This is a genomic window from Nostoc sp. FACHB-280 (assembly GCF_014697615.1).
Lineage (GTDB): Bacteria > Cyanobacteriota > Cyanobacteriia > Cyanobacteriales > Nostocaceae > Nostoc_B.
Genome location: NZ_JACJSD010000034.1, coordinates 1 through 16,914, shown reverse-complemented (window position 1 = coordinate 16,914; position 16,914 = coordinate 1). Strand labels below are relative to the sequence as shown.

At 41.5% G+C, this 16,914-nt stretch carries 12 protein-coding genes; 8 read left to right on the top strand and 4 right to left on the bottom strand.

The features are described 5' to 3' along the window. The first annotated feature begins 201 nt into the window (after window positions 1-201). Both gyrB and rpoD read left to right on the top strand, forming a co-directional pair. Window positions 202-2,139: a DNA topoisomerase (ATP-hydrolyzing) subunit B gene (gene gyrB, locus H6G75_RS22185; protein ID WP_190982152.1), complete on the top strand. Its 1,938-nt coding sequence runs from the start codon at window positions 202-204 to the stop codon at window positions 2,137-2,139. Window positions 2,140-3,855: 1,716 nt separating this feature from the next. Continuing rightward, window positions 3,856-5,031 (top strand): RNA polymerase sigma factor RpoD, encoded by a 1,176-nt coding sequence (gene rpoD, locus H6G75_RS22180; RefSeq protein WP_190982151.1) that lies wholly within the window; start codon window positions 3,856-3,858, stop codon window positions 5,029-5,031. Between the two features lie 245 nt (window positions 5,032-5,276). On the opposite strand, the gene H6G75_RS22175 is transcribed toward rpoD, so the two are convergent. After that, window positions 5,277-5,459: a chlorophyll a/b-binding protein gene (locus tag H6G75_RS22175; protein WP_190969351.1), complete on the bottom strand. Its 183-nt coding sequence runs from the start codon at window positions 5,457-5,459 to the stop codon at window positions 5,277-5,279. A 324-nt stretch (window positions 5,460-5,783) separates the two neighbouring features. After that, window positions 5,784-8,306: a DNA gyrase subunit A gene (gyrA, locus tag H6G75_RS22170; RefSeq protein ID WP_190982150.1), complete on the bottom strand. Its 2,523-nt coding sequence runs from the start codon at window positions 8,304-8,306 to the stop codon at window positions 5,784-5,786. Window positions 8,307-8,533: 227 nt separating this feature from the next. Here gyrA and H6G75_RS22165 point away from each other — a divergent pair, with 227 nt between their 5' ends. After that, window positions 8,534-8,932 carry a response regulator gene (locus tag H6G75_RS22165; RefSeq protein WP_190982149.1) on the top strand — a complete coding sequence of 133 codons (399 nt, stop codon included), beginning with the start codon at window positions 8,534-8,536 and terminating at the stop codon, window positions 8,930-8,932. A gap of 235 nt (window positions 8,933-9,167) precedes the next feature. Here H6G75_RS22165 and H6G75_RS22160 read toward each other — a convergent pair whose 3' ends face one another. Then, on the bottom strand, window positions 9,168-10,025 hold the full coding sequence (locus H6G75_RS22160) for a tetratricopeptide repeat protein (protein WP_190982148.1): 858 nt from the start codon (window positions 10,023-10,025) through the stop codon (window positions 9,168-9,170). A 303-nt stretch (window positions 10,026-10,328) separates the two neighbouring features. On the opposite strand from H6G75_RS22160, the gene H6G75_RS22155 reads away from it, so the two are divergent. Together H6G75_RS22155 and H6G75_RS22150 are read left to right on the top strand one after the other, a co-directional pair. Next, window positions 10,329-10,958, top strand: a complete 630-nt coding sequence (locus H6G75_RS22155) for a TetR/AcrR family transcriptional regulator (protein WP_190982147.1) — start codon at window positions 10,329-10,331, stop codon at window positions 10,956-10,958. Window positions 10,959-11,064: 106 nt separating this feature from the next. After that, window positions 11,065-12,411: a pentapeptide repeat-containing protein gene (locus H6G75_RS22150; protein ID WP_190982146.1), complete on the top strand. Its 1,347-nt coding sequence runs from the start codon at window positions 11,065-11,067 to the stop codon at window positions 12,409-12,411. Between the two features lie 112 nt (window positions 12,412-12,523). Here H6G75_RS22150 and H6G75_RS22145 read toward each other — a convergent pair whose 3' ends face one another. Then, complete coding sequence (locus tag H6G75_RS22145) at window positions 12,524-13,303, bottom strand: YdcF family protein (RefSeq protein WP_190982145.1); 780 nt, start codon at window positions 13,301-13,303, stop codon at window positions 12,524-12,526. 326 nt (window positions 13,304-13,629) lie between these two features. Between H6G75_RS22145 and ctpB the strand changes: the two genes are divergently transcribed. From ctpB to H6G75_RS22130, 3 genes are all read left to right on the top strand, one after another. Next, on the top strand, window positions 13,630-14,967 hold the full coding sequence (gene ctpB, locus H6G75_RS22140) for a carboxyl-terminal processing protease CtpB (RefSeq protein WP_190982144.1): 1,338 nt from the start codon (window positions 13,630-13,632) through the stop codon (window positions 14,965-14,967). A gap of 248 nt (window positions 14,968-15,215) precedes the next feature. Next, window positions 15,216-16,184, top strand: a complete 969-nt coding sequence (locus tag H6G75_RS22135) for a glycosyltransferase family 2 protein (protein ID WP_190982143.1) — start codon at window positions 15,216-15,218, stop codon at window positions 16,182-16,184. Between the two features lie 2 nt (window positions 16,185-16,186). After that, on the top strand, window positions 16,187-16,804 hold the full coding sequence (locus tag H6G75_RS22130) for a hypothetical protein (RefSeq protein ID WP_190982142.1): 618 nt from the start codon (window positions 16,187-16,189) through the stop codon (window positions 16,802-16,804). Window positions 16,805-16,914 lie beyond the last annotated feature (110 nt).

Sequence of the window (16,914 nt, the reverse complement as noted above, 5' to 3'; positions counted from 1 at the left end):
TGTGTCCATAAGTGCTGAAAGAAGTGATTTCGGAAAAAATTAGATTATCTATCGGGAAAACTTATGGGGATACATCCCCTAGATAAACTTCTCACAAAAATGCCCTACAGTCGTCACTAAGGCTTTTGTGTTAAAATTTTGGTGTGTTTTTACTTTTTCAGCCTTTTGGCGATTTCAACCCCACGCATCAGGAGAATTTTCATGACGAGCAGTTACAGTGCCGATCAGATTCAAGTTCTGGAAGGTCTGGAAGCCGTCCGCAAACGACCGGGGATGTACATTGGTTCTACCGGGCCGCGAGGACTCCACCATTTAGTTTATGAGGTGGTAGATAACTCTGTTGATGAAGCATTAGCAGGATACTGCACGCATATAGAGATAGAGATTAATGCGGATGGTTCTGTGACTGTAACAGATGACGGTCGGGGTATTCCTACGGATACTCATTCGCGGACTGGGAAATCGGCTTTGGAAACCGTAATGACAGTGCTGCACGCTGGCGGTAAATTTGGCGGTGGCGGCTACAAAGTTTCTGGAGGGTTGCACGGGGTTGGGATTTCTGTAGTAAATGCTTTGTCAGAAATTGTCGAAGTTACAGTTTGGCGGGATAAAAAGGTTCACACCCAACGTTATGAACGGGGTATTCCGGTAACTGAATTGGTAGCCAAGCCATATAAAGAAGCGAGAACCGGGACTTCTGTAACTTTCAAACCCGATATTCAAATCTTTACAACTGGTATTGAGTTTGATTACATCACCCTAGCAGGCCGTCTGCGAGAGTTGGCTTATCTGAATGCTGGGGTGAAAATTACCTTTTCAGACAATCGTTTAGAAATTCTCAAAAGCGATACACCCAAGGTCGAAACTTATGAATACAAGGGTGGGATTAAAGAATATATCGCTTATCTGAACCGGGAAAAGCAGCCACTCCATGAAGAAATTATTTATGTCCAGGGAGAACGTAGTAACGTTCAAATCGAAGTGGCGTTGCAGTGGTGTACCGATGCTTACACAGATAACGTTCTAGGTTTTGCCAATAATATCCGCACAGTTGATGGCGGGACGCATTTAGAAGGTTTAAAGGCAGTCTTAACGAGAACCTTGAATGCGATCGCTCGTAAACGCAATAAAATCAAAGAAAATGAACCGAACCTCAGTGGTGAACACGTCCGTGAAGGTTTAACCGCAGTAATATCTGTAAAAGTCCCTGATCCTGAATTTGAAGGACAAACCAAAACCAAGCTCGGTAATACTGAAGTACGCGGAATTGTTGATTCTCTCGTCGGGGAAGTATTAACTGAGTATTTGGAATTTCACCCCAGCATTGCTGATTCTATCCTCGATAAAGCTATTCAGGCTTTTAAAGCCGCAGAAGCCGCACGTCACGCCAGAGAATTAGTCAGACGCAAATCAGTTTTAGAATCTTCGCCATTACCAGGGAAATTAGCTGATTGTAGTTCTCGTGATCCTGGCGAATCTGAAATTTATATTGTAGAAGGTGATTCTGCGGGTGGTAGTGCCAAGCAAGGACGCGATCGCCGCACTCAAGCCATCCTTCCCCTGCGTGGTAAAATCCTGAACATCGAAAAAACTGACGATTCTAAAATCTATAAAAACAACGAAATTCAGGCGCTAATCACAGCGTTGGGTTTGGGGGTAAAGGGTGAAGAATTCGACTCTACCCAACTGCGCTACCACCGCATTATCATCATGACCGACGCGGACGTAGACGGGGCGCACATCCGCACATTACTGTTAACATTCTTCTACAGATATCAGCGATCGCTCATCGAGCAAGGTTTCATATATATCGCTTGTCCTCCTTTATATAAAGTAGAACGCGGCAAAAATCACGAGTACTGCTATAGCGATAGAGAACTGCAAGAAGTCATTGCTAAGTTCCCGGCTAATGCGAACTATACCATTCAACGCTTCAAAGGTTTGGGTGAAATGATGCCCGAACAACTCTGGACAACCACAATGAACCCAGAAACCCGCACCCTCAAGCAAGTGGAAATTGAAGACGCAGCCGAAGCCGATCGCATTTTTACCATTTTAATGGGCGATCGCGTTGCACCTCGACGCGAGTTTATCGAAACTTACGGTTCTAAACTCAATTTAGCAGAACTTGATATATAATATCAAGCTAATATCAATTATCCTGATGTGCAGTAATGGTAGGTAATGGGCGATCGCTCGTTACCTTTTTTTACGTCTAATCAAATTCTGGCTATGAAGTAAGTCGGAGCAATAAAACCAACCTGTGTAAAGAAAGGTAAACAAGACTCAAACTCTTTCTCTTCCTGCCTCCTGAACCCTGCGGTCTTTAATTGCCAGTCTTTTACGAACCAGATATCACCCTATCTCCCGTCTCTACGTAAATTTCTGATAAGTATTATTTCCTGGTTCTGAAAGTTGTTTGATAAAATACATAATTATTAATTACTAAGGTTATTAGTTTTCATTTTGTCAAGAACTGCATAAAAACTTTTTTTTGTCAAGCTATTGAACAATGAGGGTTTAATACCTAAGTGTCAATTTCATTGACATTTAGCCAAAATTAAAAATCTCTAATTAAGAATTTGTGTATTCAAATTTCATCCCAGCCAGAAAAGCATTTGTTATCCTTGAGGTGCGAAGCTTCATCTTGTATACCAAAAAAATTGGTTAAGTGTCTAAGGATGTTGAAGATTACACAAAGCCATTATTTTCTTCATAAACCAGTAGTATATTTAACATATGCGTACGTGAGCAAAATTAACGAACTAGATTATCCACCAAGGCGCTAAATTCACTTATGTTCAACTCACCAGTTACTAGCGGCAGAAATTTGTGGAATATATATATCCAAACATCTTGATGTTGTCTTAGCGAACATAGCCAGTTTGTCTGTATCTAATAAACTTTTGCCATGAACAGATAAATATCTAAATTAGCAACTGTCAAATTCTTTATAAATTGATTAAAATATCTTTGTATACAATAGGAGCAGTTTGTCAAGATTCATAGGGTTGAAATCTCATCTGTGCGCTAATGTGTGAATAAGACCAACTCAGTTAAAACTTTATTGAATGCCATCTGGCAGAATCTGTCTTAACCTCAACTCCTCAGTTAAGGTAGCTGGCATCAACCAAAGTTTAGTGTCTTGATATTAGCAGCATCTTTCTAGCTGCTCTATCTAACAGGACTGACTGCATAATTGTTTGGGATGAGTCATTTATAAAGGAAATGTAAAAATATGCCTCTCAAGACTTCTTGCCTAAGTTAATATAAAGCACAATGTTTCTCGGTAATTAATGTTGTAGTTAATACCTAAAATTGTGTGAAGGTGAGAGTAATTTCCTTTGAATGTAAAGATAAGTCCACTGTAATTCCAAAAAGGTTTAAAGAAAATTTAAGGGAATACCTACCCTTTTTTATATCTTTTTGATAATAGTGGCTTTAACTTACTTAATGACTTCATGATTAACACACAAAAAGAGTGCAATTTTTGTGAAACAGGCTACAATCGGAACAGTCTTTGTAAGAAAATATGCCAGCAATCATAATTGTTTATATGAAGTGGTGAATTTTTGATCAAGACAAAGACAAGCCCTGTTTTAAACAAACAAGTTAAAAGTTGTGTGCGACAGCAACACGCGACTGTTAATAAAGTGAGTAAGTCAGCAGTCAATGCGACTTTTCACACTTCAATAAAAAACTCCTCCAAAATGGAGTAAAACTACCGAAAAGCTTTCAGGGAAAACAGCCTAAAACCCGATTTTTCGGTTGTTAAATAGCCCTCATCAAAAGAGTGCTAAATACATCTTGAGTAATTGAAGTAATTGATTCTGCAAGGAGCATGAGGAACGCGGCATGAACCAGGCTAACAACGTACTCGAAAGCAATTATCAGCCTGACCTAGAAATAATAAATCAGCCTGATTTTGAGGAGTTAGAAGACCTCTTAATTGAAGAAGAGGAAGACTTGCTTCTCGTTGATGACGGCGACATGGATGAATTTTTAGAGCCTCAGTCTGATGAGGACGACGCAAAGTCTGGAAAAGCCGCTAAATCGCGTCGTCGCACACAAAGCAAGAAAAAGCATTACACCGAAGATTCTATTCGTCTTTACTTGCAAGAAATTGGGCGAATTCGTTTATTGCGGGCTGATGAAGAAATTGAATTAGCACGGAAAATCGCAGATTTACTGGAATTAGAAAGAGTCAGAGAAAGACTTTCAGAACAGTTAGATCGCGATCCTCGTGATAGTGAATGGGCAGAAGCAGTACAATTGCCGTTGCCAGCTTTTCGTTATCGCCTGCACATTGGCCGGAGAGCAAAAGATAAAATGGTGCAGTCGAACCTCCGGTTGGTGGTTTCTATTGCCAAGAAATACATGAATCGTGGTTTATCATTCCAAGACTTAATTCAAGAAGGTAGCCTTGGTTTGATTCGGGCTGCGGAAAAATTCGACCACGAAAAAGGTTACAAATTCTCCACCTACGCTACATGGTGGATTCGTCAGGCCATCACCAGAGCGATCGCAGATCAATCTCGTACTATCCGCCTACCGGTTCACCTTTACGAAACCATATCCCGGATTAAGAAAACCACCAAGCTACTTTCTCAAGAAATGGGTCGCAAACCCACAGAAGAAGAAATTGCGACTCGGATGGAAATGACCATCGAGAAACTGCGGTTTATTGCTAAATCTGCACAACTACCAATTTCCTTAGAAACCCCCATTGGTAAAGAAGAAGATTCTCGCTTGGGTGATTTTATTGAATCTGATGGTGAAACCCCAGAAGATCAAGTTTCTAAGAATTTGTTGCGTGAAGATTTAGAAAAAGTTCTGGATAGCCTCAGCCCCCGTGAACGCGATGTTCTCAGACTCCGTTACGGCTTGGATGATGGACGGATGAAAACCCTGGAAGAAATTGGCCAAATTTTCAACGTTACCCGCGAACGTATTCGTCAAATTGAAGCCAAAGCCCTCCGCAAATTACGCCACCCCAACCGTAATAGCGTCCTGAAAGAATATATTCGGTAGTCAACCAATTTTAGATTTTGGATTTTAGATTTACTGCAACTCCAAAAAAGGGGTCTGAACTAATGATCAAAAGTCCAAAATTTAAAATCTAAAATTTGGAGATTCAACAATTAATAGTCATAAGTTGTTGACAAATGACTATTAACTAAGGACAAATAACGAAAATAAACAACCTGGTAGTTATTCAACGCTACCAGGTTTTTATTTTTCATATTCTCAGAAAAGTGAGTTACGTTACTTAAAACTTAAAGAATGCCCCAGAAATGCAGGAAGCCTTGACCAGAAAATAATTCAATCAATGCAGCAGCCAAAAAGCCAATCATTGCTAAACGACCGTTCCAAATTTCTGCTTGTGGAGTAAAACCCCAACGCCAAGCATTGCGATCTTCCACTACAGGGGCGGTGATTTTTGTGGTTGTATTAGTCATTGTTAAAACTCCAAACTGGATTTACTCAAGATTTATTGCCTTATGTAAACTAATATAACAACTTTTTTAAGAAACGCAACATTTGTTGATATTTATGAGAGTGCGATCGCAGCGAACTATTTTCATACCAATAAATTGTGTAGAGACAAACAACTGTTTGCTCTGATAAACAATGAAGGTATAGGGCAGATTATGTATTGGTTAACAAAACAAATAACCGGAAAAATCTCTCTTCCGGTTGATCATTTATCTATAAATTTGATAAAAGTTACGCAATCAAAATTTTGCTACATACTCTTGTTCGGAATTATGAATTCTGGCAAATCAAGACTGAGTCAGATGAGAGCGCACATCAACGACAGCAATAATTTTCTCATCTCGATTGAGTTGCAGAATGCTTTCACCAGTTGTGTCTCTAGTCAAAATCGGGACTGTATCTACAGTTAGCCGGACTACACGCTCTTTATTTGTGATTAGTGCAACTTCTGGGGTAGTTGCCTTCACCATACTGGCTAAGTTGTCGGTTTTACTCGCAAACTTCAGTGCTTGTGTACCTAAATCGCCACGGTTTGCGGCTCTTAATTGACTTGCGGGCATCCGCTTGGCGTATCCTTGTTGAGTCACTAACAGCAATTGGTCATCTTTACCCACAGTTGCACAGCCAACCATCTGCTGATTTCGCAACAATCGAAAAGCTTGTAAACCCATCGCGGTTCTACCCATAACTGTTAACTGTTCGTCATTGACTGCAAACCGCAATAACCGCCCACCGGAACTAGCTAAAATTAAATGCTCTCCTGTAGTGGTGAATTGAGTAAATAACAATTCATCATCGTCTTTGAGTTTGACAATTGTAATTCCGCGACGAGTCAGGTTGGTAAATTCTGCCAAAGATAACCGCTTGATTCTGCCTTGTTTTGTGAGGAGAATCATTTGCTTAGAGTCGAAATCTGCTGGTAATAAAAAGCGGCTGACAACAGGTTCTTGACTGCCTTGAGCTGTAGTGGTGAGTGTGGTAATCAACGGCGTTCCCCGTGGAGAACGGCCAGTAGTTAAGGGAATTTCGCCGACTCGCACAGGATACACTTTGCCACCACTGGTCAGAATGAGTAAATCTTGGTTTGTATCGGTTAATTCAGTTTGGATGAGGAAATCATTATCAGGAAGACCGTTTTCTACTTTTGATTTTTTCCCTGTGGTTGCTAGGCGACGCACATAACCCCGGTGGGTAAACTCCAGAATTGCTTCTTCCGCAGGCTGTTCGGCGGTGGAAATTTCTTCAATTTCTTCGGTTTTGCGACTTCTAGAACCTTCTGCTGTTTTGCTTTTGGGCAATTCTTCGGCTACGCTGGGGGCTAACTTAGTACGTCGCGAATCACCATACTTGCGCTTGAGCGATCGCAAATCTTTTTTCAAAGACTTTAACAATTCCCGGCGATCGCTAAGTAAGTTTTGCAATAAGGCAATTTGTGAAGTGAGTTGCTCAAATTCCTGCTGCAAGTTCTGTTGTTCTAAACTAGTGAGACGACGCAAAGGCATAGCTAAAATTGCATCTGCTTGTGTCTCACTTAAATTTAACTGGCTACTCAAATTCATTTTGGCTGTACTACCGTCAGCAGCTTGGCGCAAAATACTAATCACTTCATCGACTTGAGATAAGGCTTTGAGTAAACCCTCAACTATATGCAAGCGACTTTCAGCTTTACCTAATTCGTAACTATAGCGACGGTTGAGGGTTGCTTCTCGGAAATTGAGAAACTCTTGTAACAATTGACGTAGGCTTAATTGCCGGGGTTGTCCTTCGACAATTGCCAGTAGAATTGCCCCAAAATTAGTTTGTAAAGCAGTTTGATGATACAAATGTTGCAATACTTCTTGGGGATTTGTGTCGCGTTTGAGTTCAATTACTACCCGCATTCCTTCGCGATCGCTTTCATCACGAATATCAGAAATTCCCTGTAAACGACTTTGGTTAACTAACTCTGCGACCTTTTCAATCCAGCCCGCCTTATTCACTTGGTAAGGCAATTCCGTAATTACAATGGCTGTCCGGCGTTTGGTTCCCTTCCCGCCAGCAACTTCTTCAATTTGGGCAACTCCCCGCAGCACAATTCCACCTTTACCTGTGGTGTATGCTTCTCTAATTCCTGCATCACCCACAATTTCCCCACCAGTAGGAAAGTCTGGCCCTGGAATTAACTCTAATAACTTTTCATCCGATAAATCTGGCTGGTCGATTAAAGCAATTAAGCCATCCACAATTTCCCCCAAATTGTGCGGCGGAATATTCGTGGCCATACCCACAGCAATTCCCGCACAACCATTGAGTAACAAAAAGGGTAACTGTGCAGGTAATACTGTGGGTTCTTGCTGGGAATTATCAAAGTTGCCGATAAATTCAACAGTTTCTTCACCGATTTCTGTCAGCATCCCCTCATGGCTAATGGGTGCTAAACGAGTTTCGGTGTAACGCATAGCGGCGGGTGGGTCATTATCCACGCTGCCAAAATTGCCATGTCCTGCTAGTAAAGGATAACGGCTGGAAAAATCTTGTACCAACCTCACCAAAGCATCATAAACTGCTTGATCACCGTGGGGGTGGTATTTACCTAGTACATCACCCACTACACGCGCACATTTACGATATGGTCTATCTGGTGTTAAGCCTAGTTCGTGCATGGCATATAAAATGCGCCGATGTACAGGCTTTAAGCCATCGCGGACATCTGGCAAAGCTCGCCCAACAATCACACTCATGGCATATTCTAGGTAAGACCTTTGCATCTCGGTGTGCAAGGCTGTTGTAATTACCTGTCCCGTTGAGAGAAGGTTTAACTGTTTTGCCATGAGTTTTTTCCCTGAAAGTTAACTACACAAAAATCTCTATAACTGAACAATGCAGCAAACACAGCATAACGGATGGAAAGACATTCCTAACACAATCTTGTTAGTCGCAGGATAAACGGCAATAGTATTATCCTTGATGACGGGAACATACATTAGTGATTAAAAAAGAGCTAGACAACTTTGCTGCTCAGTGCATTCTTCCCTTAACCTCTATTAATAAAATTCTCATGAAAACAGTTTTAATTGTTGAGGACGATCTAATTAATGCTCGTGTTTTTTCCAAAATTTTGACTAAGCGTGGTGGACTAGATGTAAAACATACCGAAAATGTCGAAGAAGTAATCCAAATAGCTCAGTCTAAGGAAGCGGACTTAATTTTAATGGATGTTTCTTTGTCTAGAAGTGTCTACCAAGGTAAGTCTGTTGATGGCATCAAAATTACCCAAATGTTAAAGGCTGATCCACAAACAGCCAACTTACCGATAATTTTAGTGACTGCACACGCGATGGAAGGCGATCGCGAGAACTTCCTCAAGCAAAGCGGCGCTGACGGTTACATCTCTAAGCCTGTTGTTGACCACCAACAATTTGTTGAGCAAATCATGGCACTGCTTCCCCATTCATGACCGCTAGGAATTAACTAAACTCTGTGAAGAATATTCGCCCGAAATTATTTTGTTTTTGGGCGAATATTTTCACGCTGTTTAGTATAGATGTACTATAAGATACTGTTTTCCGCAAGTACTAGTGAGAAAAAAGTGCTAAGTGCTGAGTAAGAATCGAGATTAATCATCAGAACCATCATATTTGGTAAATGCCTTAAACCGCGTAGCGGTCTTCTTACTCAGCACTCAGCACTCATTACTGCGTTGGCTGTTGCTGTAGAGCTGCTTGAATGCGAGGCAGTTCTAAAAATTTCTTAGTATCAGTTAGTAAACGTTCACCCCAAAGATTTTCTTTCAAAAAATCTAAATCAGCATAACGCTGATCGATACGTAAAGCATTTTCTCCCAATGTCAAACTTTGTTGACGATCGCCTTTAGTATATAGTGCAACTGCTAAAGCTAATAAAGGTTCAGCCGCTTGCTTATCGATAGATACAGCCGTTTGCCATTGCTTAATGGCGGCATCAGTATTACCCTGTTCGTATTGAATTAAGCCAATGTTATTAATGGCTGCCCAGAATTTTTTATTTTGGGCAACGGCTTGATTATATTGGGCGATCGCCTCTGGTAATTTGCCCTGCATATAGTAGGCATTACCTAAATCAAACAAAGCTTCTGGGTCATTGGGTTTGAGTTTTAAACCTGCTTGATAATTAGCAATTGCCGCATCATACTTTTTCTGTTGAAAATTAGCCGACCCTATCGCAAAAAAAACATCGGCATTTTTGGGGTTGAGCGATTGTGCTTTTTTCAAAGCCGCAAGTGCCTGCTCAAATTCCCGATTTTGTAAATGCAAACCACCCAACAAAAACCAAACTTTATCATTTTTGGGAGCCAGTTGGCTGGCCAACCGCGCCCGTGGTAAAGCTAAATCAATCTGCTGAAACTGAGCGAGTTGCGCTGCTTCTTGAGCTAAAGCCAACCCTTGCTTCTCCAGTTTTGCTGGATCTAGTTGCAGGGTATGGGGAACGAGTGCCTGTGCATGAGCCACTTGGGGTAAACTCAACAAACTACAGGCAACCAGAAATGAAATCAAACCAACGTGTTTAGGCACACTACCGCCTCTTACCACAAATCGAATAATCTGTCAGTTAGCTTAAACGATCTCTACTTTAGCTGACAGGCCAAGTTTACAGTCGTTAGCAATGGCTGTATTCATCACCTTAGCTTAATTGAGTAGAAAGTGCTGAGTCACCGAAGTTTACTCAACGCGGGGAACCCGCGCACGCAACTTCTCGCTGAGTGCTGAGAATTACCTAGTCCCTAGCCTCTAGCCCCTAGTCTCTGCCTCCTATCTCCCCAGTATTGACATCCGCATGAACCAAGCATAAATTCATCAGTGTGTAGTTACTAATTTATGGCTCGTAAACCTAAAATTACTAATCAGCAAATTTTAGAAGCTGCCCGTGAAATTTTCCTTCAGCAAGGTTTTGGTGGTTCCACAATCGAAATTGCTCAACTGGCTGGTATTTCTGAGGCTTTAATTTTCAAACGTTTTTCTACAAAGGAAGAATTGTTTTTGGCAGCGATGGGACTTCCCGAAAAAGCTGTGTGGATGAAAGAATTGGAAAACTTATGCGGTAAGGGGGATATCAAGGAAAATCTGATTCAAGTCTGTTTTGCGATTCTGGAATTTTACAGTGAAGTCATGCCCAGGTTTATGATGTTGCGTTCTCGTGGCAATGCTATTCCAGAAAATTGCATGATCAAAGAACAAGGGCCAGTACAAGATGTGAAAGTGCTAACTGATTTTCTAGAACAAGAAATTAGTCTCAGTAGATTGCGTCCGGTTAATGCCAAAATAATTGCTCATGTTTTAGTAGGAACTTTGATGAACTATGTCCTTGCAGAGCAAATACAGTTCTCGCCAAATAGCTGCCAAACTGAAGCTGTTCACGCCTTTGATTTAAAACAGCAACCAAAATTAGAGTTTTCATTTGTACAGGGTTTGATAGAGGCAATTTGGCAGGGGATTGCACCGATTTAATAAATTGTAGTGGTTATACTAGCGATCGCCCTGTGCCGAATTCTACCAGTTAGCAGTTAACATAAAACAGCTGTTGAACAGAGTCTACTGGGGCAGAATAGAAAGCATGTCCATTGAATCTAACTCACCCAAACCCCAAACCCCAGAAAATTTACCCGAAGAAGAGCCAAATGATTTCGATCATGGCTTGATTGATAATCATGTCAATCCAGAAGCACTGACGGCACAACAAGCTTTAGCGGCGATTTCATCTTTGCAATCATCGCAAAATACCGCCGTTATGCAGCAAGCCCGTTCTCAGGTGCAGCAACGCTCTACCCCGCAATTTACAGTTAAACCCAGGGCGTTAATTGTCACAGTAGCAGCGATCGCTATGACTTTGCTAGGAGTAATCATCAATAACTGGATAATCGGAATTTTGGGAACTTTGGCGACTTTGGTATTATCTCTAGCGATGCTTTTGCCTTGGTTGCAATATGTCCTCAAAGAATGGTTTACACCAGAAGACAGAACCTTGTTTGTGGGTTTTTTAGGATTAATCGCCGCATTGGTCGGCTTGATCAAATTTTCTGGTACAGGCGATCGCTTATTGATGTTAGGGCGAAAAATCAACTGGGAAGCTTCTGGCACATTAGCAGAATGGTTTGGGGCGTTGGGGCAAATTTTAATCGCCATCATTGCTGTTTATGTAGCGTGGCGACAGTATGTAATTTCCAAAGACCTGACCATTCAACAAAATTTGCTGACAGTTCAACAAAATATCATTACTCAACAGCAGACAATTGATTCTTATTTCCAGGGCGTTTCTGACTTGGTGTTAGATGAAGAAGGCTTACTAGAAGACTGGCCGCAAGAAAGAGCGATCGCAGAAGGTCGCACAGCCGCCATTTTTAGTAGTGTTGATGGTAGTGGTAAAGCCAAAATTCTCCGCTTTTTATCCCGTTCTAAGTTGCTCACACCCTTAAAACGCGATCGGCGCTTAGGTCGAGCCATTCTCAATGGTATGGGTGGTTATGAAGAAGACCGCCTAGAAGGTGTGCGTGTAATTGACTTAGGTGTAATGTTAGCCGCCGCAGACCTTTCCGCAACCGATTTACGCTGGACTGACTTAAGTGAAGCGAATTTAGTCCGTGTCAACCTGAGTGATTGCGACTTGGTAAAAGCCAATCTCTCACGCACCATTTTATATGATGCCAATCTTAGGGGCGCAGACCTCAATGGAGTGCGGCTATTTTATGGCTCCTTAGAAAAAGCCTCACCCCGTAGCCGCACAGAACCACCCAACTACGAAACTGGTGAACACACAGGCGCTGTCATTGAAAATGCCGACTTCACCAACGCCCAAAGAATGTCTGAAACTAACCGTTACTACTGCTGTGCTTGGGGTGGAGAAGCAACTAGAGCAAGCATTCCCGGCGGTTGTGAAGGTATTCCCAATTTGTTAGGACGATAGTCAAGGAAGAAGGCAGGGGGTAAGAGTGTAGGTTTCCACAACCCTTACACCCTCACACCCATTCTTCATAGACTATCTTTATGCCTAACTCCTGTTGCACCAACTTGCTGAGTCAAAGGCCATTCCTTCCCTTGTCTACCTTGTCCTCCCTGTCTCCCTTGTCCCTCCTCTCTTCCCCAACACCGCCTCGCCCTCTCCCACCCAAATCGCCTTGTCGTTCACAGGCAAAATTTTGGCGTTGCCAAAGCTGCATATCTACTTGTGTTAGTTCAGTTACAGATGAGCATTGTGGTTGAACAAATTGACTGATCACAGCCCAAAATAAACTGCGTGTGATGTCAACTCCAGTTTTCCACCAATATTCCTGATTTGCTGGTCGACCTTTTTCTTTGACTACTTCTGGTTCTACCCAAATACCATGCGCCCCTAAAAGAATCTGTGCCATCCATTTAGCTCTAGGAAAGTGACTTGGTGAGCTAATTAACTTAACTTTATGTACTTTCCAGCGTTTGAGAATCGGAATTCCGTAATAGAAGTTATCAAAGGTAGAATTGGCGCAGTTTTCTAACCACACGTTTTGTAAATCTGCTGCCTCCCTTTGAAAAATCAGCTTTATACAAGGGTCGAGAGAACCGCGAGAAATTAAAATTGGAATTTTGGGATTTTGTTTGGCTTGTTGGGCAACATAGATTTCACGGCGAATACTACCACCAAGGACAAAAAAAGCATCCACTGGCTTGGAGGATGCCGGAACTAAGGTTATAGTTATGAAAATTAGCCAGCAGCCCAAAATTAAGCATAAACTACGTAATATTTTTTGTAACAATTGCAACCATTGTCGTATTTTTCTCTGGTAAAAAAATGATGAAATACGAGTAAATTTATGTCTCATGTGATAGCTAAAAAAAGCTGAGTTAAATAATATCCAAAATGCCAGCAGCCCAGCCAACAAAATGCTATCTTATAAAATTAATATAGGGTGTAAATATGACACGGTTAAAAGTGTCACAATAGTTGTATAGGGCGAGATAAGACTGCTAAGTTATTTAGCAGAAGTATGGCGATGACACTAACGGTAAATAAGGCAAAATTATCAAGATAATTCCAAGGGGAAAATGATGAAGAAAGCTTAACTGAAAATAGATTATAAAAACTTAAAAATCTCTGAAAAGTCTGATTGCTAAACTTTCAACAAAACAACCATTCCAGTTAATATACATGAACCAATCTGCGAAACGTTACTCGCCCCTCCAACTAGCTATGATTGGTGGAGCGATCGCCACAACCGCTACCGTGTCCGTATTCGGCCCTGCTTGGACTCGCTGCGTTCGTGCCGCCCTACAAGATAGCCCCAAAGCCTTAGTTGACCAAGTGTGGCAACTGGTAAATCGTGAGTATGTTGATGGTAATTTTAATCAACAAGATTGGCAAGCAACTAGGCAGAGCTTATTAAGTAAAGATTACGCTTCTAAACAAGAAGCTTACACCGCTATCCGCGAAGCTTTACAAAAATTGGGCGATCCATATACAAGATTCATGGACCCTAAACAGTATGAAGCTCTCACCAGTCAAACTTCTGGGGAAGTCTCTGGTATTGGTATTCGGATGGAAGTGAACGAAAAAACTCAACGGCTGACGGTTGTCGAAGCCATAGAGAATTCGCCAGCGTTGAAAGCAGGGATTAAAGCTGGGGATGAGATATTAGCAATTGATGGCAAACCCACTTTGAAGCTGAAGGTGGATGATGCTTCTAAACTAATTCGTGGTCAAGCAGGTACACCCATCACATTACGTTTGGAAAGAAGTGGACAAGGTGCTTTTGATTTGAAGTTGACAAGAGCAACCATTGAAGTACCAACAGTTAGTTATAACCTCAAGCAAGAAGGTAATCGCCGTGTAGGTTATATTCGCTTAAGAGAGTTCAGTGGTCACGCCGCCGATCAAATGCGTCGAGCCATTCGAGATTTAAATGGTAAGAAAGTTGATGCTTTTGTCTTAGATTTGCGTGGCAATCCTGGTGGTTTGTTGCAAGCTAGTATTGAGATTGCGCGGATGTGGATGGATAATGGTTCGATTGTCCGCACAGTTGATCGTCAAGGTAGCAGCGAACAAACCAGAGCAAATCGCACTGCTTTAACAAAACTCCCCTTGGCAATTTTAGTAGATGGTAATTCTGCTAGTGCCAGCGAAATTTTGACAGGGGCGCTCAAAGATAATAAACGCGCAGTAGTTATTGGTAGTCAAACCTTTGGTAAGGCTTTAGTCCAATCAGTACATGAACTATCTGATGGTTCTGGTTTAGCGGTGACTATTGCCCATTACTACACCCCACTGGGAACTGATATTAACCATAAGGGTATTACTCCCGATATCAAGATTGATTTAACGGAAGCGCAAGAGCGTCAGTTAGCATCTAACCCTGGTTTAATCGGCACTTCTAGCGATCCACAGTATGCAAGAGCGATCGCAGCTTTGTCTAGTAACAGTTTTGCTCAGTCTTCTGTGATTCAAAACATTCCACCTGTGAGTGCTAGTGCTGAAAGCTTGAAGTACTAGTGATTGAAGAATTCAGGAGTCAGAATAAAAGTATGAGGTGAAGTAGGATAAAGGCTTCTAAGCATTTACCAAAAGCTCAATTCTGAATTCTAATTCCTGACTTCTGAATTCTTTCTTGTTGTGGGTTTATGTATGAGGGTTCGTGAATCTAGATTGCTGGAGTGAAAAAACTACCTGATGAAACCTTCATAGAATTTGGGAATTGGGAATAATAATGAGTAATCTGATTGCCAAAATCCCTAATTTTTATGAATCATCAGTCAATTGATACAACCACCGCCGCCAAATTTTTGCCAATGGTTTCGGTGGTTGTTCCTATTTATAATGCTGAAGCAGATTTAGCAGGGTTGATTGCTTGTTTGTCGGCGCAAACCTACCCCCAAGACCGAGTAGAATACTTGTTGGTAGACAATAACAGTAGCGATCGCACCTTAGACTTACTCCAAGAAGCGGCGGTAAATTCTCCAATTAAAATTAGTGCGTTAAGCGAAAATCAAATTCAAAGTTCCTACGCTGCCAGGAATACAGGAATTCGTGCTGCAACAGGCGAAATTATCGCTTTTACCGATGCTGATTGTCATCCCCAACCCCAGTGGCTAGAATCACTCATTCAACCATTTGTAAATTCTGATGTGGTAATTGTCGCTGGGGAAATTACAGCACTCCCTGGTAACAGTTTATTAGAACAATACGCCGAACTTCAGGATATCTTATCGCAAAAGCATACATTAGCTCACCCTTTTTGCGCTTACGGACAAACTGCCAATTTAGCAATTCGCCGCACCGCTTTAGAAAAAGCCGGCTTATTTCGTCCTTATTTAACTACTGGTGGTGATGCAGATATCTGCTGGCGGATTTTGCGGCAAAATCTTGGGCGTTTAGAGTTTGCACCCCAAGCAACTGTACAGCACCGCCATCGTTCTACACTTAAAGAACTGGCTAGTCAGTGGCGACGTTATGGACGTTCAAATCGCTATTTGCATGAATTACATGGGATAGAACTGATGCCAGAATTGAAGCTGGCAGAATATGGACATCGATTAGGACGTTGGATGTTCAAAGAATTACCCAAAAATACTGTGAAGGCGATCGCAGGTAAAGTCAGTCTCGTAGATTTATTAAATACTCCCCTGACTGTGTTTGTGATCCAAGCCCGTGTTGCTGGGCAGAAAAACGCCAAATTACCAGAAAATGCCAAGATAATAGCTTGGTTGTAAAAATGAGAGTGACTTTTACCCAATCCTTGAATAATCAAGTTCTCAGAGGATGGATTTTACTCCGTATAGAAACTGATGATATTTGCACTCAAATTTGGACATCATCTACATTCGATCCATATCAAGAATTGTACATTTGGTTGGGGCAAATTCGAGATTTTCAACTACCCGCAAAAATGATCATAGATGAAGAAGGTCGTGAAGTAGAGCTGATAGCTGAGAGTTTGAGCGATTTACTTGTGCAATTTCGGATTGAGCCGTGGATGTCTGCTAGAAATACTACAACACGCCTCAACATTACGGTTGAACGTTGCGAATTGCTCAAGGCTTTCTATGATGGAATCATCAAATTTATTCAAGATGAATATCAACCATCACAATGGTCGCACATTGATCATCTGAGTAATACAAATTGGGGTGCTTTGCTCAAGCAAAATAATAGTTCTAGTCAAAATTGGCAAACACGTTTAGCAATGTATGGAGGAGGACATAGTAGGGTTCCTGAAACCGGACGTGAAACCATATCGAACCAACTAACCCTAGAACAACAATGGTTAGTAACTTTACATGATGTACTTTTATGGATAGCAAATTTAGCAGCTAATACCAAGTCTAAATGAGCGTGCATAGAACTGTAGAATAAAGAACATGGAAGAAAAAGACTCATGAGGAAGCAATGGCACGCCCTTTCAATCTAGAAGTTCAAGAAAGTGCTGAGTATTTGTCAAAA